Genomic DNA, 20,180 nt, shown 5'->3' with positions numbered 1-20,180 from the left:
AAGGTCGTCAGTCTGTGTTCTTTGTCATTCCACTGCCTGCCGGATGGCGTGGGCCGTGGCAAACGGGGCAGCAGCCAGTGACAGTAACAGGATCGCCCCCATGATCTGTAACTGTGCCTGGGCGGAAATGCCAAGCAATGCGGCCTCGACCGCGCCAGCACCGAAAATCAGTACCGGTATATATAGTGGCAGGACCAGTAACGACACCAGTACACCGCCGCGCCGTGCCCCCAGTATCAGTGCCGCGCCAATCGCCCCGATCAGGCTGAGTGCGGGTGTGCCGATCAGCATGGCGATCATCAAAGTGCCAAAGCCGTCCTGATCCATATTGAGCATCACCGCCATCACCGGTGCGGCAATAATCAGCGGCAGGCCCGTCGTCAGCCAGTGGGCGCAGACCTTGCCCAGCACCAGCAGTTCCAGCGGGGCGGGCGACAGGGTCAGCAGTTCCAGCGTGCCATCCTCGTAATCGGTCTGAAAGACGCGTTCGAGTGACAGCATGGCGGCCAGCAGGGCCGCGACCCAGATCACCCCCGATGCGATACGCGCCAGAATGTTGGCTTCGGGCCCGACACCAAACGGAAACAGGGTGGTGGTTACGATAAAGAAGGCAACCACCATCACGGAATCCGCCCCCTGACGCAGGGCCAGACGCAAATCGCGCCGCAGGATGGCGACAAAGGCATTCATATCGCGGCCTCCGTCGCCTTGCCTTGATTCATGTCGTGCGACAGGTTTTCGTCGGCATCTTCATCATCCTGTTCGACCAGCCATTCCATCATCGGGATGGCGAACTGATCCAGATCGAGGATGGTCGGGGCCGCGATATCCAGATCGACATGGGTTGAATAAACCACGATGCCACCTTTGGCGCGGAATTCGGCAATCAGGCGGGCGAGTTCTGCACAGCTTTCGCGATCAAGGCCAACAGTTGGTTCATCAAGCAGCCAAAGGTCGCTTTGACCCAGCAGGATACGGGCAAGGGCGGTGCGGCGTTTCTGGCCGCTTGAAAGATATCGCCCGGCGGTGTTGCCAAGATGATGAATATCAAGGGCGCGAAGGGCCTGATCAATTTCGGCGTCGATGTCGGAAATACCGCGCAGTTCGGCCCACAGGCGCAGATTGTCACGAACACTCAGGACCGGTTTGATGGCATCCTGATGACCAAGGTAATGCAGGCGGGCACGATGGGCGATTTTATCATCGGCGATATCATCGCCCTGCCAGCGGATGGTGCCAAGGCGCGGGGGCATAAGGCCCGCCATCAGGCGCAGCAGGCTTGATTTTCCTGCGCCATTGCGGCCACGCAGCATCACGGCATCGCCGGTATTGGCGCCAAAGGAAAGATCGCCAAAGACCAGACGTTCGCCACGCAGACAGGTCAGATCAGAACCGGTAAAAACTGTCATCTAACTCGTTTGACTGTCGGAATTCATGCCGGATATGCGTTTTCTATAACGCGTCCGGGGTGATTAATCATGCTTTATCCGACATTGGATGTGATGACATTGTTTCAAATCAATCCAAAGAAACGCCAAACGCCGCAGCGATCAAAAACCGGCTGCGGCGTTTGGCAGAAGGACAGATAATCAGAAGCGGATGACCGAAGCGCTTCGAACCGGGCCGCCGCGGCCTTCCTGAACAAGAACCACAACACCACCGTCACAAGGCTGGCTCAGGGCGAAATCAAGTTCGCGCTGCGTGCCATCCCACTGACCGAGATCGATCATTTCGCGCACGACATTGGCGTGAACCAGACGCCGACCGGCATTTTCGCCAGACCGGACATCGCGTTCATGTTCGCGATCAAAGCCGATCAGCCAAAGCTGGTAGGATTGACCGGCGGGTGGGGTATCGACCATGCCGAGTTTCAATTTGCCATTGGCGGGCGTGGCACGGTTATCCGATTGCAGGGCCAGTTCCGCCCATTGCCGAAGCGGGGTGGTTTCATCGCTGGTGGTGACGATTTGGTTTTTGGCGGTGGCCCGCACGACATGATCACCATTGATCACGACCTGCGGGGTATAGACATAACGTTCGCGCATGCGACCGGCATAATCACGTTGGCGTTCCGTATTGGCGGCACTGGAAAACGGGTCTTCCCAACCAAGATAGTTCCAGTAATCGACATGGAAGGACAGTGCGAGAAGGTCGCTACGTTCCTGATTTAATTCGTAAAGGACGCGATCCGCCGGGGGGCAGGAATTGCATCCTTCGGATGTGTAAAGCTCGATCACGGCGCGGGGTGAAGTGGATTCGGCTGCATATGCGGTCGAAAAACCACCGAAAAACGCGGTTGCAAGCATGATGATAAGGGGGCGAAGCTGTTTCATGGCTTGATGATGCCCCAAAATGCGTATCAACCACCAATCACAAGGCGTTGAAAGGCCCGTATGCGCCAAAACGACCGATTTTTGCGTGAAATCCGGGAATTTAGACAGGAGATTTCGGAAGATTGGTGTTATTAGCTCCGGTCAATTCCGAAAGGGGGCAACAGGTCTTCACGGAATGCGTGAGGTGAAATCACCTTTGCGTTTATACAGAAAAATGAGGAACAGGCACTGCGGCGGGAGCGACTTTCCGTGGATGCCGGTCCAAGAAAGGTTTGCAGGCAATGATTAAACGAGAGCATTGGGGTTCACGCCTCGGCTTTATCCTGGCGGCTGCCGGGTCGGCCGTGGGGCTGGGCAACATCTGGAAGTTTCCCTATATGGCGGGCGAGAATGGCGGTGGCGCCTTCCTGCTGATTTATCTGGCGCTGGTCTTTACCATCGGGCTTTCGGTCATGCTGGCTGAAATGGTTATCGGCCGGATGGCGGAAAAGAATGCGATTGGTGCGTTCGCGAAGCTTAAAGGCGGCGTCTGGCCGCTGGTTGGTTTCTGTGGTGTCGCGGCGGCCTTTATCATCCTGTCATTTTACAGCGTCGTTGCCGGCTGGACGATTTCCTACATGGTCAAATCGATCACCGGGGCGCTTGCGATTGAGGACCCGGCCGCATTGGGCAGCATCTTTGGCGGGTTCATTTCCGATCCTGTTTCGCCGCTGATCTATCATGCGCTGTTCATGGCGCTGACGATCTTTGTGGTTCTGGCGGGTGTCGGTTCGGGGATCGAGCGCGCGTCCAAGATTTTGATGCCAGCCCTGTTTGCGCTGTTGCTGATCCTGATCGTGCGTTCGGTAACGCTTCCGGGTGCAGGCGAAGGTATTGCCTTCCTGCTGTCGCCGGACTTTTCCAAAGTCACGTGGACGACGGTATCGGAAGCCCTTTCGCAGGCGTTCTTCTCGCTCTCGCTTGGGATGGGGGCGATGATTACCTATGGCTCGTATCTGAGCAAAAAGGAAAATATCGCAAGTTCGGCCGGTTGGGTGACGCTGCTTGATACCTCGGTTGCGGTGATGGCGGGTCTTCTGATCCTGCCAGCCGTGTTTGCATTCGGCTTTGATCCAAGTGCGGGGCCGGGCCTGACCTTTATCACGCTGCCGGCGGTGTTTGCGCATATGCCGATGGGATCGGTCTTTGCGTTCATGTTCTTCCTGCTGCTCGGTATTGCGGCATTGACGTCGGCGGTTTCGATCCTTGAGGTGGTTGTCGCCTATTTTGTCGATGACCGTGGCATCAGCCGCAAATCGGCATCAATCGTGGTGGGTGTGATTATCTTCCTGCTGGGGATTCCGTCCTCGCTGTCGCTTGGCATCATGGGCGAGTTCACCATCTTTGGCCTCGGCTTCTTTGATCTGATGGATTACATCAGCTCGAAATTGCTGCTGCCGATTGGTGGTCTGTTCATCTCGCTGTTTGTCGGCTGGGTTGTCTGGGGCAAGGCCAAGGAAGACATCGCTGCCCATAATGGTGTGGTGCCGGGCTGGATCAATGCCTGGGGCATTATCGTGAAGTTCATCGCACCGCTTGCGATTGCCTTCATTCTGCTGAAGGGGCTTGGCGTGCTTTAGGCCAGCTTTTCAAAGCATCGGAAATGCAAAGGGCGGGGAATTTCCCCGCCCTTTTGTCTGTGTCAGGAAGCTTCGGCCGATCTTTGCTGTGACAGGTCGAAAATGTCATCGGCACTCATCGGTTTTCCCATGAGGTAGCCTTGAATGTAGTCACAGCCGGCATCGCGCAGAAGCGTGAGCTGGGCGTTGGTTTCGACACCTTCGGCGACACATTTTTTGCGCAGGTTCTGCGCCATATTGAGGATGGTGATCGCAAGCGTGCTGCCTTCACGCCCCTGATTGATGTCGCTTACAAAGCTGCGATCCATCTTGATCGTGTCAAAGGGCAGTTTGCGCAGGTAGCTGAGACTGGAAAAGCCGGTACCGAAATCATCCAGGGCGATTTTGACGCCGAGATCGCGAATGCGCTGCATGTTGGCGCGCATTTCATCAATGTTCTGCATGAACAGGCTTTCGGTGATTTCGATTTCCAGCCGGTCGGCAGCCATGCCCTTTTCGACCAGGATTGTTCTGATCTGGTCGGCGAGATCAACCGTGCCATAGAATTGCTGAACCGAGACATTCACCGCCATGGTGATGTTGTGCAGGCCCTTTTCGCGCCATGAAACGGCCTGTCGGCAGGCATGGCGCAGTACCCAGCGGCCCAGTTCCCCGATGACGCCGATTTCCTCGGCCACGGGAATGAACACGGTTGGCGGGATCGGGCCGCGTTCCGGATGGTTCCAGCGCAACAGGGCTTCGACCCCGTGCAGGTTGCCGGTACGGGCTTCGAATTGCGGTTGATAGACCAGATGAAATTCATCCCGGTCCAGGGCGCGACGCAATGCGGTTTCAAGGGCAAGGTCGGTATCGCTGCGTGAATGGCTGGCGCGGTTATAGCGGCTGAAGCGGTTTCGCCCCTGTTCCTTGGACTGCATCATGGCAATTTCGGCATTGCGCAAAAGATTGGCGGTATCGTTGGCATCGTGGGGGAATGATGCAATGCCGATGCTGGCCGAAAGATAGATTTCCTGCCCCTTGCTGGTGCGGTGCGGCTGGCTTAACGCCTTTAGAAGATCGTCGGCCAGTGCGGCATCATCGTCGGCAGATTGGCCGCCTGACAGCAGGATGGCATATTCATCCGCACCGACACGTGCCAGAACCCCGCCCTGATCCAGACGGCGATGCAGGCGACGCGCAACTTCGACCAGAACATCGTCGCCGTCACCGTGGCCCAATGTGTTGTTCACCCGCTGGAAATTATCGATATCAAGCAGCAGGATCGTCAGGCGCGTTCCCTTGCGCCGGGACTCACCGATGCCATGTGCCAGCAGCTCAAGGAAGCGGCGGCGATTGGGATAGCCGGTCAGTTCATCAATATGGGCAAGCCGCAGGATATCCTCGCGGTTTTTCTTGCGTTCGCTGATATCGGTGAAGATCGACGCATACTGGCTGATCTGGCCATCGGCATCGCGGATTGCGATGATTGACAGCCATTCGGGATAAATTTCGCCGGATTTGCGACGGTTCCAGATTTCGCCTTCCCATTTGCCCTGTCGCGCAATATCGCGCCACATCGCGGTATAAAATTCGCGGGACTGGCGACCGGATTGCAGGATATTCGGGTTCTTGCCGATCACATCGCTGGCGGTGTAGCCGGTCACGCGCGTGAAGGCAGGATTGACCAGTTCGATCGTGCCGTCGGCGGCACAGACCATGATCCCGTCGGGCGAGGTTTCAATGATCTTGTCGGCGAGAAACAGCGACCGGCGGGCTGCACTCAGTTCGACATCGCGGCCTTCCATCACGGACCGGAGATGGGCGAAGTAGTCCTGTTCGATGAATTCCAGCAGATCGGCAAATGACAGAACGCCGATCACGTTGCCGGCTTCATCAATGACGGCAAGATGGCGGATATGTTCGGCCAGCATCGTGTCGCGGGCATTGTTCAGGCTGGCCCTGGCGGAAATAACGCGCAGTGGACGGCTGGCGACCTTGATGGCGGGGATTGCGTGATCGCCATTGGCCAGATTGCGCAGGATATCGCGTTCGGTGATGATCCCGGTGTGATCAAGCATGGCGACCGGGTCGGTCGCAACCGACGGATCATAAACAATCGCGCAGTCGCATTTGGCGTCATGCATGCGGGCGCGCAGTTCCGACATCGCAATATCGCCATCGACAAAGATTGTCGTGCGGCGGATGGCGGCACCGACATCACCATCGCCAAGCTTGCGCCAGCTTCCCTGCTGACGGATCAGATCCGACTGGCTGATGATGCCGGCAAGGCGGTTTTCCTCGTCCACGGTGACCAGATGGCGGACATGGCGTTCGCGCATGCGGATGATCGCGGCCTCGGGCGTGGCGTGGACGGAAATGCTGTGGACCGGGGCCGACATCCATTTTGATATCGGCTCGTTCAGGGTGGCTTCGCAGTCGGCCGGCAGGGACAGGCAATCCTTTTCCGTCCAGATTCCGACCGGCAGATGATCCCTGGTGACAATGATGGAGCTGCAATTGGCTTCGCGCATCATGTCGATGGCCTGACCAATGGCGGTTTCCGGCCCGCAGCGCAACACAATGCCGGGGGAAATCGTACCTACTGTCAGGTGGGGAGGCTTGCCATCCGAAAAACTGGGGCGCGTCATAATAACCTGTTGCTGTCCAAATCCTGTCTGGCACCCGGTTTGCGGGCATTTCTGGTCTAGCCTCATCCCTAGCAAATCGTCGGGATGGCTGACTTGTTATAAATCAATGGATAGATGTGGTTTGGATTTGGCGCAATTTAAAGGTGCAGGTTCCTGCAAAAAAACACCCCCGTCCATAAAAGGCGGGGGTGTTTCGCATTCAGTCAGCTTCTGATTTCAGGAGAAATCAGGCCGCTTTCATCATGTTACGCAGAACGAACTGCAGAATGCCGCCGTTCTGGTAGTAAAGGACTTCGTTTTCGGTATCGATACGGCAGGTGGCAATGACCTCTTCGGTGGAGCCATCCTTGCGCGTGATACGAACCGTAACGTCCTGCATCGGGTTGATACCGTTGCCGATACCCAGAACGTCGAAGACTTCGGTGCCATCAAGCTTGTAAGTCGCACGACCTTCACCGTTCTTGAACTGCAGCGGCAGGACGCCCATGCAGACCAGGTTGGTGCGGTGGATACGCTCGAAGCTTTCGGCCAGAACAGCTTTGACGCCAAGCAGGTTGGTGCCTTTGGCTGCCCAGTCACGGGACGAACCGGTGCCGTATTCCTTACCAGCGATGACAACCAGCGGGGTGCCTTCTGCCTGGTAACGCATGGCAACATCATAGACCCAGCCCTGTTCGCCGGACGGGTAATGAACCGAAACACCACCTTCGGTGCCCGGTGCCATTTCGTTGCGGATACGGATGTTGGCAAAGGTACCGCGCATCATGACTTCGTGGTTCCCGCGGCGTGCGCCGTAGGAGTTGAAGTCACGAACTTCGACGCCATGAGCCTTGAGGTATTCACCTGCCGGGCTTTCTGCCTTGATCGAACCGGCCGGAGAAATGTGGTCGGTGGTGACAGAGTCACCCAGGATCAGGAGCGGACGTGCACCATGAACTTCCGAGAACTCACCCGGTTCTTTCGCCATATTGACGAAGTAAGGCGGGTTCTGGACGTAGGTTGATTTGCCATCCCAATCGAAGGTTTCGCCTTCGGTGACTTCGATTTCCTGCCACGGTTTCGGGCCGGCAAAGATGTTGTCGTAACGATCCTTGTACATCGAAGCAGAGATCGAGGACGCGATGGTGTCCGCAATTTCCTTGTTGGTCGGCCAGATGTCTTTCATGAAGACGTCTTTGCCGTTCTTGTCGGTACCGATCGGGTCTTTGTTCAGATCGACCTTCAGGTTACCGGCAATGGCATAGGCAACAACCAGCGGCGGGGAGGCAAGGTAGTTTGCCTTGACCTGCGGGCTGATGCGGCCTTCGAAGTTACGGTTGCCCGAGAGAACGGCGGTAACGAGCATGTCGTTGCCGTCAATTGCCTCGATGATCGGGTCGGCCAGCGGACCGGAGTTACCGATACAGGTGGTGCAACCGAAACCGGCAACGTTAAAGCCAAGCTTGTCGAGATAGGACTGCAGACCGGCTTTTTCGAGATAGTCGGCAACAACCAGCGAGCCCGGTGCGAGCGAGGTTTTCACCCACGGTTTGCGCTGCAGGCCGAGTTCAACCGCTTTTTTCGCCAGCAGGCCGGCTGCGATCAGCACGCTCGGGTTCGAGGTGTTGGTGCAGGACGTGATGGCGGCAATAACGACGTTACCGTCTTTCATTGCGAAGTTTTCGTTCGAAACCGGAACAGAACGATCCGCATCAACACCCGGTGCCATATCGGCAAAGGTCTTGGTGAAGCTTGAAACGGCATCTTTCAGCAGAACGCGGTCCTGCGGGCGTTTCGGACCGGACAGGGCCGGTTCGACGGTCGAGATGTCGAGTTCAAGGGTCGAGGTATATTCTGCTTCGAAGCTCGGGTCGCGCCACATGCCCTGTTCTTTGGCATATGCTTCGACCAGTGCGATCTGTTCTTCGGAGCGGCCGGTGTTACGCATGTAGTTCAGCGTTTCATCGTCGATCGGGAAGAAGCCACAGGTCGCACCGTATTCCGGTGCCATGTTACCGATGGTCGCACGATCCGGCAGGCTCATATGGTCAAGTGCGTCGCCATAGAATTCGACGAACTTGCCGACAACGCCTTTTTCGCGGAGCATCTGAACGACGCGCAGCACGAGGTCGGTTGCGGTGATGCCTTCTTTCATCGAGCCTGTCAGTTTGAAACCGACGACTTCGGGGATCAGCATCGAGATCGGCTGACCGAGCATTGCGGCTTCGGCTTCGAGACCGCCAACACCCCAGCCCAGAACGGCAAGGCCGTTGACCATGGTGGTGTGAGAGTCGGTACCGACCAGCGTATCAGGATAGGCAACGGTTTTGCCGTTGTCATCTTCGCCGGTCCAGACGACCTTGGCGAGATGTTCGACGTTCACCTGGTGGCAGATACCTGCCCCCGGCGGGACGATGCGGAAATTGTTGAACGCATTCTGGCCCCAGCGCAGGAACTCGTAGCGTTCGCCGTTACGTTCGAACTCGACTTCCATGTTTTTGTCGAGTGCGTCGTCGGTGCCGAAGAAGTCGATCATGACCGAGTGGTCAATGACGAGGTCAACCGGTGAAAGCGGGTTCACCTTCTGGGCGTCGCCACCCATTTTGACGACGGCATCGCGCATCGCGGCAAGGTCGACAACGGCGGGAACGCCGGTGAAGTCCTGCATCAGGACGCGGGCCGGACGATAGTTGATCTCGTGCGAGCTCGTACGGGATTTGAGCCACTCCACGACAGCTTTGACATCGTCGGTTTTGACAGTGAAATCGTCTTCGTAACGCAGAAGGTTTTCCAGAACGACCTTCAGCGTAAACGGAAGTTTGGAAACGTCGCCGATTTTTTCGGAAGCAACTTTAAGGCTGTAATAGTCGTAGGATTTATCCCCGACTTTCAGCGTGCGGCGCGTTTGCAGGTTGTCTTTGCCACAAATGGACATCAGACCCTCCTCAAGGTGGTTAAAGGGCTTGTCGTGACAAGACACCCCGACCGTCGGAGCGCCGAGCGGTGGGCTATCTGTTTCTCGTGACGCGGGTCACGGCTACATATGTATGTGCCACGGGGTTACACCACAATTCCCCCCGAAAGTCCAGACCCGCAAAAGGGTCATTCTTGAAATCCCTGCGATAACAATGAATTGGTGAATGGCTGGCGTGTAATGGCAATCGCAAGGTATGTGATTCCGGTGAAAAACGCCGCAAATCCGCCCGGACATCGTTTGCGAGTCCACGGGGTCACCGTCCAGTTTGGAAAGACTCGAATGTAGAAGGCGACCTGTCCAATAAGGGGAGAAGCCTGTCCAAACGGCAACGAATCGGGTGGCCGCCTGACTGTGCAAGGGGGCAATTTCGGGGTTTGCCGGAATGCACGTGGTGCAGCGCGAACAGGTGCCTCAATGGTGCGGCGCAATAATTTCAGGGTTTTCGGTTTCCGGGTTGTGCCACGATGACCTTACGGAATTATAGGTGGAAATGCATTCATCAGACCAGAACGCAAAAATTGTGCAGCGCGAATTTGTGAAAAGTCTCAATCCGTTGCTGTGCAACACGTTGACGTGATTTGCTGAAATTGGTACTTAAATACGTATTAAATGTGCCAAGCCCGGTTTCCGTAAGGTCCGGGGCAAATAAAAACCGGCACATCATCAGGGAAACTGAACAAGAGGCACGGGGTATCCACCTTTGATCCGGTCAACCGGACACAAGGATGCCTGCGGCCCAAGTCAGGGAGGATAAGCGACGTTATGACGTCACAGGGTCCCATCTTGCAGATCAGCGACGTGTCGCTTGTGTTTGGCGGCGTGCGCGCGCTGAGCGATGTCAGCTTTTCCGTCCAGCCCGGCGAGCTGTTTTCAATCATTGGTCCGAACGGGGCTGGCAAGACATCGATGCTTAACTGCATTTCGGGTCGCTATCAGCCGACCACCGGGTCCGTTGCCTTCAAGGGGAAGGATGTCACGGGGCTTAAACCCAATGACCGCGCAGAGTTGGGCATTGGCCGTACCTTCCAGAACCTGGCGCTTTTTGGCCATATGAGTGTGCTTGATAACATCATGGTCGGGCGGCACCATCTTTTGAAAAATAATTGCCTGACCGGGCCGCTTTACTGGTTTTCCGGCGCGCAGAAGGAAGAGCTTGAACATCGGCGCTTCTGCGAGGATGTGATCGACTTCCTTGAAATTTCCCATATCCGCAAGGCAACGGCGGGAACGCTATCCTATGGTCTGCGAAAGCGGGTTGAACTGGCGCGTGCGGTGGCGTTGCGCCCCGATCTGATCCTGCTGGATGAACCGATGGCGGGCATGAACCTCGAGGAAAAAGAGGACATGGCGCGCTTTATCATCGACCTGAACGAAGAATGGGGCATGACGGTTGTCATGATCGAACATGACATGGGGGTGGTGATGGATATCTCCAACCGGGTCATGGTTCTTGATTTCGGGCGCAAGATTGCGGCCGGCCTGCCCGAAGAAGTCATGGCGAATGCCCATGTCAAAAAGGCCTATCTCGGCGAAGATGATGACGCAACCGATGAAGACGAGCAGGTGGCCTGAACATGAGCAGCAATACACCCGATTATGCCGATGTGCAGGCGCTTGATACCTTTCCGAAGGTGCTGGCTTATAACGCGCGCCACTGGGGCGACGAAATTGCCATGCGCGAAAAGGAATTCGGCATCTGGCAGGAATTCACGTGGAAAGATTATAACGACCGCGTCAAATGGATGGCGCTTGGCCTGCGCGATATGGGCATCAAGCCCGGTGATGTGATCGGCGTTATCGGCGAAAACCGCCCGGAATGGGTCTGGGGCGAAATTGCCGCCCATGCGCTACGTGCCATGTCGGTCGGCCTGTATCGGGACAGCCTTCATGAAGAAGTCGCCTATCTGATCACCTATTCCGGTGCGCGGGTTCTGATCGCCGAGGACGAGGAACAGTGTGACAAGCTTCTGGAACTGGCCGACCAGATTCCGACGGTTGAACATATCGTTTATTGCGATCCGCGCGGGATGCGGAAATACGAAGACCCGCGCCTGATGGATATCGAAAAGCTTTACGAGCTTGGCCGTGCGGTCGAGGCAAAAGACCCCGGTGCCTATGACGGCATGGTGGCCGATACGCGCGGTGATGAATGCGCGATCCTGTGCACCACGTCAGGCACGACGTCCAAGCCGAAAATGGCGATGCTGAATGCCGGTGATTTCCTTGATCACTGTGCGGCCTATTTGCGGGCCGACCCGAAATATCCGGGTGACAACTATGTTTCGGTTCTGCCGCTGCCATGGATCATGGAACAGGTTTATGTCGTCGGTCAGTCGCTGATCAGTCGCCAGATCGTCAATTTTGTCGAAGAACAGGAAACCATGATGGCCGATCTTCGCGAGATCGGACCGAACTTCGTCCTGCTGGCGCCGCGCGTCTGGGAAGCCATTGCCGCCGATGTGCGGGCACGCATGATGGATGCGACCCTGTTCAAACAGAAAATGTATGATTTCGGCATGGCTCTGGCGCGCACAGCCCTTGATGGCGGCGGTCATTCCAGGGTTGCCGATGTCCTGTTGATGAATGCGTTAAAGGACCGGTTGGGCTTTTCCAATCTGCGGTCGGCGGCGACCGGCGGGGCGGCGATGGGGCCGGAAACCTTCAAGTTCTTTCATGCCATGGGCGTGCCGTTGCGCCAGCTTTACGGGCAGACCGAACTTTGCGGTGCCTATACCATCCATCAGCCCGACGACATTGATTTCGATACGGTCGGGCGCGCGTTCGACAATTCGGAAATCAAAATCATCAATACCGATGAAAACGGCGTTGGCGAGATTGTTGCGCGCACATCGGGCATGTTTACCAGCTATTATAAAAACCAGGCGGCCTATGACGAGGATGTCCGGGATGGCTGGATGCATACGGGCGATGCCGGTTACTTCAAGGAAGGCAACAAGCATCTTGTGGTGATTGATCGCCTGAAAGATCTGGCGGAAACATCCAAAGGTGTGCGTTTTTCGCCGCAGTTTATTGAAAACAAACTGAAATTCTCGCCCTTCATTGCCGAGGCCGTGATCCTTGGCAAGGGATTGCCGTTCCTGTCGACCATGATCTGCATCCGTTATTCGATCATGGCGAAATGGGCCGAGCAGCGCGGGATTGCCTTTACCAACTATACCAATCTGTCAGCCCAGCCGCAGGTCTATGACATGATCGTTGATGAAATCCGTCAGGTGAATGAAACCCTGCCGGAAGCCCAGCGCATCAAGCGGTTTCTGCTGCTTTACAAGGAACTGGATGCCGATGACGGCGAACTGACGCGTACCCGCAAGGTTCGCCGCAGCGTGGTTGCGGAAAAATACGCCGACATCATCGACGCGGTTTATGCTGGCAATGAAAAGGTTGATATCGACACCATGATCACCTTCCAGGACGGGTCAAAAACCCGCATCCAGACAAGTGTGAAGGTCGTCGATCTGGACGGGGACAAGGCCGCACAGACGGCCCCCAAAGCCGCCGAATAAGGCAGCGATAAAACAGTGCGCCCCAAATGCCATAAAGGTTGCGGGGCCGCCATTACAGGGATGGCAACATGAATTTCGAACTTCTGTTTCAGCTTCTGCTTAACGGGCTGATTGTCGGAACATTGTATGGCGTGGTCGCCATGTGTTTCGTGCTGATTTACAAATCGACCCAGATCGTGAACTTCGCACAGGGCGAGTTTCTTTTGATCGGGGCATGGGTTTGTTATGCGTTTCTGGTGGAAATGCAGATGCCCTTCTGGCTTGGGTTCCTGTTCACATTGCTGTTCATGATGGCGTTTGGCATTGTCCTGCAAATGGTGGTGCTGCGCCCGATGATTGGCGAGCCGATCATTTCGGTGATCATGGTGACGATCGGGCTTTCGATCTTTTTCCAGGCGGCAACGAAATGGATATTCGGTGCGACCACCGCGACCTATCCGCAGGTGTTTAGCGAACGGTCGATCAACCTTTTCGGCATGCAGATCGAAACCGCCTATATCATGAGTTTCGTGATCTCGCTGGTGATCATGGCGGCGTTCTACTGGTTCTTCAAATATTCCAAGCTGGGCCTTGCGATGCGGGCCACCGCCTTTGACCAGCAGGTCGCGCAAAGCCTTGGTATTTCCGTCAAGACCGTGTTTGCCATGTCCTGGGCGATTTCAGCCCTGGTATCGGGTGTTGCCGGTATCGTGATCGGGATGGTCAACGGGGTTTCATCCGCGCTTTCGGTGATCGGGATCAAGGTTTTCCCGGCGGTCATTCTGGGCGGGCTTGATTCAATCATCGGCGCGATTGTCGGCGGTGTGATCATCGGTCTTCTGGAAAACACCGCCGAGTTTGTCGACGGTCAGTATCTGCACTGGGGCAACCTGTTTTCGATCGCACCGTTCTATGTGCTGATCATCATTCTTTGCATCAAGCCATACGGTCTGTTTGGCACCAAAGACATCGAACGCATCTAAGGGGCGGAGTAATACGTTATGGCTGGATTTTCGATGCGTCCCTGCGGTGATTTTCGCACCACCTATCGACAGGATACGCGGATTTTCGACACCACCTTTGTGCGCAATGCCGCGATCCTTGGTGTGATTGCAACCGCCCTGATCCCGTTTGTTCTGGATGGCTATTACGTCAACCTGTTCATTCAGATCTCGTACTTTGCGATTGCCGCCCTTGGTCTGAATATTCTGGTCGGTTTCACCGGGCAGATTTCGTTGGGTCATGCGGCGTTCTTTGGCTTTGGCGCATTCGCATCCGCCTGGATCAACAATACGACCGGCATTCCGGTTTTGCTGTCGATCCCGCTGGCGGGGCTTATGACGGCGGCTGTCGGGCTTTTGTTCGGTCTGCCTGCTGCCCGGATCAAGGGGCTTTATCTGGCGATTGCGACATTGGCCGCCCAGTTCATCCTGGAAGATTTCTTTGCCCGGGCCGACTGGTTTACCGGCGGGTCTTATGGGGCGGCGGCGAACCCGGTCAATGTGTTCGGTTATGAAGTGCTGGATGATTTCAGCTTCTTCTATGTCTGCCTGTTCTTCCTTGTGATCATGTATCTGCTGGGCACGAACCTGATGCGGACCCGTGATGGCCGTGCCTTTGTTGCGGTACGTGATCATTATCTTTCAGCGGAAATCATGGGCATCAATCTGACGAAATATCGTCTGATGAGCTTTGCGATTTCATCCTTCTATGCCGGGGTCGGCGGGGCGATGTATGGCCACTATCTTGGCTTTGTCTCGGCCGAGGGCTTTACCATCCTGCTGTCGATCCAGTTTCTGGGCATGATCATCATTGGCGGTCTTGGCTCGGTCAAGGGCACGCTGATGGGGACCGTCTTCATGGTTCTGCTGCCGGAAGTCATGGAAAACGGTGTCGGGCTTTTAAGTGTTTTCGAATGGGCCAATTCAACGGCTGTGACCGATGGACTGGCCTATATCAAGGAGATGGCGATCGGTCTGGCCATCATCCTTTTCCTGATCTTCGAACCGGACGGGCTCGCGCACCGCTGGCAGCAGATCAGGGCGTACTGGAAGCTTTATCCCTTCTCGTACTGATAATTACCGCCGAAACCCGCCCCGCTAAAAAACACAAAAGGGGCAGGATCAAAATCGGGGGAGACCGGGAGGCTATATCGTTGATGAAAACGTCCAAGGGAGACGTCGTGATGAAAAGACTGATTGCTGCAACCGCGATGGTTGCAACCGGCCTGTCGGTAACGGCAGCCAAGGCAGACGAAGTATTCGTCGGCCATCTGATGGATATCACCGGTGCCACCGGCTTCATCGGCAAGTTTTATGCCGACGGGGTTCGCGATGCACTGTCTTATGTCAACACCCATGGCGGGATTGACGGCACGGTTCTGGATTCTGAATCGGTGGATTACGCCTACAAGGTGCCGCAGGCCATTGCGAACTATAAAAAATGGCGTTCGCGCAATGAAATGGTCGCCATGCAGGGCTGGGGTACGGGTGATACCGAAGCCCTGATCAGCTTTGTGGCCCAGGACAAGGTGCCGGTCTATTCCGCATCCTATTCCGGCCATCTGACCGATCCGACCGCGAAAAACCCGAAAACTGCAAAGCCGGCCCCCTATAACTTCTTCTATGGCGCATCCTATTCCGATGCCTGCCGTGCAATGGTTCAGTGGGCTGCCGAAGACTGGAAAACATCGGGTGGTTCTGGCAAGCCGGTATTTTCGCATATCGGGGATAACCACCCGTATCCGAACGCCCCCAAAGAAGCCTGTGCGGAATATGCGACCGAACTTGGTTTTGAAGTGACCGAGCCGGTTGTTGTTTCGATGAAGCCGGGCGATTTCAAGGCGCAGTGCCTGACGATCAAGGAAGCCGGAACCAATTATGGATATCTTGGCAACCTCGGCCCGTCGGTGGTTTCGCTGGTGAAATCGTGTGACACGGTTGGCGCGTCCCCGAAATGGCTCGCCAATATCTGGGCGGGTGACTTTGAAACGCTGAAAACCATCGGCGATGTTGAAAACTATGTCTTCCCGGCGATGACCAGCTTCTGGACCGACGAGGGCGTACCGGGCATGGAACTGGTGCGTGAAATCTCGAAAATGTCCGATAGCTCGGGCGAACAGTTCCGTACGCACCACTATATCCGCGGCATTTGCTCGGTCTATTACATGAAAGAAGCCATGGAATGGGCCAAGGCCAATGGCGGCATCACCGGCGAAAACATCAAGGCCGGGATGTATGCCCGCACCGACTGGGTGCCGAAAGGTCTTGAAGGTGTCTGCATGCCGGCAACCTGGACGGCCGAAGATCATCGCGGCATCAACACCGTGAATATCTATAACGGCAGTGCCAAGGGTGGTGAACCGACGGTCGAAAAACTGACCACGGTAACTCTGCCGCGTCGTGACGACTGGCTCGGCTATTAAGTCGTAGTCAGAAGACGGCTGTCTCCCGAAGGTGTTCGGGGCGGGGTGGCGAAAAGCGCGCCCGCCCCGGCGCCGGGAGATGTAATCAGAACGTGATTGAAGGGGACACCATGTCAGAGCCCGCCCGCAAGATCGAAACCGCAGAACCGTTGCTGTCGGTCAACAATATCGAAGTCGTGTATGACGAGGTGATCCTTGTGCTGCGCGGGGTATCGCTTGAAGTTCCGCAGGGCAAGATCGTGACCCTTCTGGGCCCGAACGGGGCCGGGAAATCGACCACGCTCAAGGCTATTTCTGGTTTGCTCAAGACCGAGGATGGCAAGGTTACCCGAGGTGACATCAATTTCATGGGGCAGCAGATCGCCAATGGCAGCCCCGAGGATATCGTGCGTTCCGGCCTGTTTCAGGTCATGGAAGGCCGCCGTATCATCGAAGACATGACCTGTGTCGAGAACCTTCGGCTTGGTGCCTATACCCGCAAGGACAAGGGCGTTAAGGACGATATCGACATGGTGTTTGAATATTTCCCGCGTCTGCGCGAACGCACCGGGCTTGCCGGTTATCTGTCAGGCGGGGAACAGCAGATGCTGGCGATTGGCCGGTCGTTGATGGCGCGTCCGAAAATGATTTTGCTTGATGAACCTTCGATGGGTCTGTCACCCTTGCTGGTGAAGGAAGTGTTCGGGATCATCGAAAAGATCAACCGCGAGCAGGGCATCACCATGCTGATCGTTGAACAGAACGCCAATTTTGCGCTGAAGGTTGCCGATTACGGCTACATCATGGAAAGCGGCAAGGTGGTTCTGGATGGCACCCGTGACGAGCTTCTGAACAACGAAGACGTCAAGGAATTCTATCTTGGCGGCGGTTCGGAAGACCGCAAAAGCTTCAAGAACATCAAATCGTACAAACGTCGCAAGCGTTGGCTTTAACACGCGCCTGTGCCTTGTAACGACCAGAAAACGGACCCGGCCACCATGCTTAATACCTACTTTGACGCCAGTGAAACCCGCAGCCCCAAAGACCGTGAAACCGGTTTGATGGCGGCATTGCCGCGGGTTATTCATCACGCAAAAAGCAAGGCCGCCGGGTTTGGCCGTATCCTTGAAGGTGTTGATCCGCAGACGATCAACAGTCGCGAGGCACTGGCAAAACTGCCGGTGACGCGCAAATCCGACCTGATTGACATGCAGGCGAAAAATCCGCCCTTTGCCGGGTTGAATGCAACACCGGTGCCGGCCCTTGGCCGTATTTTCCAAAGCCCGGGGCCGATTTACGATCCCGAAGGCAAGGGTGATGACTGGTGGCGGATGGGGCGCGCGTTTTTTGCTGCCGGGTTCCGGCCGGGCGACATTATTCATAACTGCCTGTCCTATCACCTGACACCGGGCGGCTTCATTTTTGACAGCGGCGCGCGTGCGTGTGGCTGTGCGGTGATCCCGGCCGGTGTTGGCCAGACCGAGGCCCAGATCAAGGCGATCACCGACCTGAAACCGACCGGCTATTCCGGAACACCGTCGTTTCTGAAAATCCTGATGGAAAAGGCCGACGAACTGGGCGGGGATGTTTCATCCATCACCCGTGCGCTTGTGTCGGGCGAGGCATTGCCGCCGTCATTGCGCGACTGGTTTGCCGAACGCGGTGTTGCCATGCTGCAATGTTATGCCAGTGCCGATCTTGGCCTGATTGCTTATGAAAGCGATGCCAAAAGCGGCATGATCGTTGCCGAGGACATCATCCTTGAAATCGTGCGTCCCGGTACCGGTGATCCGGTGGCCGAGGGCGAGGTGGGCGAGGTCGTTGTTACCAGCCTTAATATGGATTATCCGCTGATCCGGTTTGCCACCGGTGATCTTTCGGCGATTGCATCGGGGCCAAGCCCGTGCGGGCGGACCAATATGCGCATCAAGGGCTGGATGGGCCGTGCCGATCAGACCACCAAGGTCAAAGGCATGTTTGTCCATCCCCACCAGATTGCCGAGGTCGTCAAACGCCATGCGGATATCGGCAAGGCCCGTCTGGTCGTAACCCGTGAAAACGATGTCGATGTCATGACGCTGGCCTGTGAAACCGATGCCGCCGGGTTCAGTGCCGATGCGGTGATGGATAGCCTGCATTCGATCTGCAAGCTGCGCGGCAGGGTCGAAATCGCAACACCGGGCAGTCTGCCCAATGATGGCAAGGTGATCGACGACCAGCGCGACTATTCCTGAGCAACCGCCAGAACCCTTTTTGCAGTTGTCCCGTCACGGGACCGATACTGCGAAAAGGTATCTACCCGTTTCATTCCCGCTCGGGAAACTTGGTGCCGTCCGGCTTTGTTCGGGCGGCATTTTTTTGTTTTGTGCATGGGCCACTGGTCATTGCCCTTTGGCAATGTATGATGGCGCATAAATTTGAATGATTACAGGGGAAAGCATGGCGCAGGCAGGCAAACCATTTGCCGTTGGCATGATCACGATTTGCCAGTTGATGGCACTTGCGCTGTGGTTTTCGGCAACGGCGGTATTGCCGCAATTGCGGGCCGAGTTTGATCTGGGGGCGGTGCAATCATCCCTGTTTACCAGTTCGGTCTTGCTGGGGTTTGTACTGGGCACTTTGATCAGCGCGTTTTTCGGTCTGGCCGACCGGGTTGAGCCAAGGCGTTTCTGGGCGGCATCCGCATTGATTGCTGCGACCGCCAATCTTCTGATCCTGACCGTGCCGGTCGACGGGGTGGTTGTGATCGGGCTTCGCCTGATTACCGGGGTCTGCATGGCAGGGATTTATCCCATCGGCATGAAAATGGTCGCGACCTGGTCACGCGGCGATACGGGATTTCTGGTTGGGTTGCTGGTCGGTGCATTGACCATGGGGTCGGCCCTGCCGCATCTGTTTGCCGTGGCAGTGCCGCTTGACTGGCGGATGGTGATCGTGATCGCCAGTATTTCGGCTTATATCGCCGGTGTGGCGATCCTGTTTGTCAAACTGGGTGGGACGCCGGGAAAATCCCCGCGATTTGATCCGCGCATGGTGGGCCAAATCTGGTCGAACAAACCCCTGCGCCATGCCTGTTACGGGTATTTTGGGCATATGTGGGAACTGTATGCCATGTGGGGCTGGATCGGGTTGTTCCTGTATGGGGCGCTTTCCGGGCGGGAATTTGATAATCCCGGTATCTGGGCGGCGCTTCTGACATTTGCGATTGTTGGTATCGGCGCGTTCGGGAGCCTTGCGGGTGGTTTGCTGGCGGACCGGATCGGGCGGACGACGGTGACCATGGCCGCAATGGCGGTCAGTGGCATCTGCGCCCTTGTTGCCGGGGCGCTTGGCGATGCGTCGGTCCCGATCCTGATTGTCGTCTGTATTGTCTGGGGCATTTCGGTGATTGCCGATTCTGCGCAATTTTCATCCTGCGTGATCGAACTGGCCGATCCCCATCAGGTGGGAACGGCGCTGACCATGCAAAATGCCATCGGCTTTCTTATTGCCCTTGGATCGATCCATCTGGTGCCGGTGATTGCCGATGGTTTTGGCTGGTGGGGGGCGTTTGCCATGCTGGCGGTGGGGCCATTACTGGGCTTTATCGCCATGGGACGATTGCGCAACATGCCCGAAGCCATCCGACTGGCGGGAGGGCGGCGATAGTTTTGAGCCGGAATAGCGAAAAGAGTCGGTGATCCGCATCACTTGACAACCTGAAGGCAAAAAACTGCGCCGTTTGGGTTTTCTTGACCAT

General features: G+C 56.2%; 14 protein-coding genes. 9 read left to right on the top strand and 5 right to left on the bottom strand.

Going from position 1 to position 20,180, the window contains the following annotated elements:
• Positions 1–24 precede the first annotated feature (24 nt).
• From ccmB to R1T41_RS04865, 3 genes are all read right to left on the bottom strand, one after another.
• The gene (gene ccmB, locus R1T41_RS04875; RefSeq protein ID WP_062948282.1) at positions 25–690 is read right to left on the bottom strand and encodes a heme exporter protein CcmB; all 666 of its coding nucleotides are present in this window, start codon (positions 688–690) and stop codon (positions 25–27) included.
• Complete coding sequence (ccmA, locus tag R1T41_RS04870; protein ID WP_317340338.1) at positions 687–1,409, bottom strand: heme ABC exporter ATP-binding protein CcmA; 723 nt, start codon at positions 1,407–1,409, stop codon at positions 687–689. The genes ccmB and ccmA overlap by 4 nt, the downstream gene beginning before the upstream one ends.
• Before the next feature lie 180 nt (positions 1,410–1,589).
• Positions 1,590–2,333, bottom strand: a complete 744-nt coding sequence (locus R1T41_RS04865; RefSeq protein ID WP_317340336.1) for a DUF1223 domain-containing protein — start codon at positions 2,331–2,333, stop codon at positions 1,590–1,592.
• Between the two features lie 281 nt (positions 2,334–2,614).
• Here R1T41_RS04865 and R1T41_RS04860 point away from each other — a divergent pair, with 281 nt between their 5' ends.
• Positions 2,615–3,952 (top strand): sodium-dependent transporter, encoded by a 1,338-nt coding sequence (locus R1T41_RS04860; RefSeq protein WP_062948276.1) that lies wholly within the window; start codon positions 2,615–2,617, stop codon positions 3,950–3,952.
• Positions 3,953–4,014: 62 nt separating this feature from the next.
• Here R1T41_RS04860 and R1T41_RS04855 read toward each other — a convergent pair whose 3' ends face one another.
• Together R1T41_RS04855 and acnA are read right to left on the bottom strand one after the other, a co-directional pair.
• Positions 4,015–6,579, bottom strand: a complete 2,565-nt coding sequence (locus tag R1T41_RS04855; protein ID WP_317340333.1) for an EAL domain-containing protein — start codon at positions 6,577–6,579, stop codon at positions 4,015–4,017.
• Between the two features lie 226 nt (positions 6,580–6,805).
• Positions 6,806–9,493 (bottom strand): aconitate hydratase AcnA, encoded by a 2,688-nt coding sequence (acnA, locus tag R1T41_RS04850; protein ID WP_062948272.1) that lies wholly within the window; start codon positions 9,491–9,493, stop codon positions 6,806–6,808.
• Positions 9,494–10,297: 804 nt separating this feature from the next.
• On the opposite strand from acnA, the gene R1T41_RS04845 reads away from it, so the two are divergent.
• From R1T41_RS04845 to R1T41_RS04810, 8 genes are all read left to right on the top strand, one after another.
• Complete coding sequence (locus R1T41_RS04845) at positions 10,298–11,107, top strand: ABC transporter ATP-binding protein (RefSeq protein ID WP_062948270.1); 810 nt, start codon at positions 10,298–10,300, stop codon at positions 11,105–11,107.
• A gap of 2 nt (positions 11,108–11,109) precedes the next feature.
• The gene (locus R1T41_RS04840; RefSeq protein WP_317340330.1) at positions 11,110–13,059 is read left to right on the top strand and encodes a long-chain fatty acid--CoA ligase; all 1,950 of its coding nucleotides are present in this window, start codon (positions 11,110–11,112) and stop codon (positions 13,057–13,059) included.
• A 68-nt stretch (positions 13,060–13,127) separates the two neighbouring features.
• Positions 13,128–14,021 carry a branched-chain amino acid ABC transporter permease gene (locus R1T41_RS04835; protein WP_062948266.1) on the top strand — a complete coding sequence of 298 codons (894 nt, stop codon included), beginning with the start codon at positions 13,128–13,130 and terminating at the stop codon, positions 14,019–14,021.
• 18 nt (positions 14,022–14,039) lie between these two features.
• The gene (locus R1T41_RS04830) at positions 14,040–15,113 is read left to right on the top strand and encodes a branched-chain amino acid ABC transporter permease (RefSeq protein WP_062948264.1); all 1,074 of its coding nucleotides are present in this window, start codon (positions 14,040–14,042) and stop codon (positions 15,111–15,113) included.
• A 110-nt stretch (positions 15,114–15,223) separates the two neighbouring features.
• Positions 15,224–16,462: an ABC transporter substrate-binding protein gene (locus R1T41_RS04825; RefSeq protein WP_062948262.1), complete on the top strand. Its 1,239-nt coding sequence runs from the start codon at positions 15,224–15,226 to the stop codon at positions 16,460–16,462.
• A 110-nt stretch (positions 16,463–16,572) separates the two neighbouring features.
• On the top strand, positions 16,573–17,394 hold the full coding sequence (locus R1T41_RS04820) for an ABC transporter ATP-binding protein (protein ID WP_097052096.1): 822 nt from the start codon (positions 16,573–16,575) through the stop codon (positions 17,392–17,394).
• A 45-nt stretch (positions 17,395–17,439) separates the two neighbouring features.
• Positions 17,440–18,675: a phenylacetate--CoA ligase family protein gene (locus R1T41_RS04815; protein WP_317340326.1), complete on the top strand. Its 1,236-nt coding sequence runs from the start codon at positions 17,440–17,442 to the stop codon at positions 18,673–18,675.
• 205 nt (positions 18,676–18,880) lie between these two features.
• Entirely contained in the window at positions 18,881–20,089 is a 1,209-nt protein-coding gene (locus tag R1T41_RS04810) for an MFS transporter (RefSeq protein WP_062948258.1), read from the top strand.
• The last annotated feature ends 91 nt before the right edge of the window (positions 20,090–20,180 follow it).

It is taken from the genome of Thalassospira lucentensis, assembly GCF_032921865.1.
GTDB lineage: Bacteria > Pseudomonadota > Alphaproteobacteria > Rhodospirillales > Thalassospiraceae > Thalassospira > Thalassospira lucentensis_A.
The sequence above is the reverse complement of the archived record's forward strand: the minus strand, read 5'-3'. Positions and strand labels throughout refer to the sequence as shown.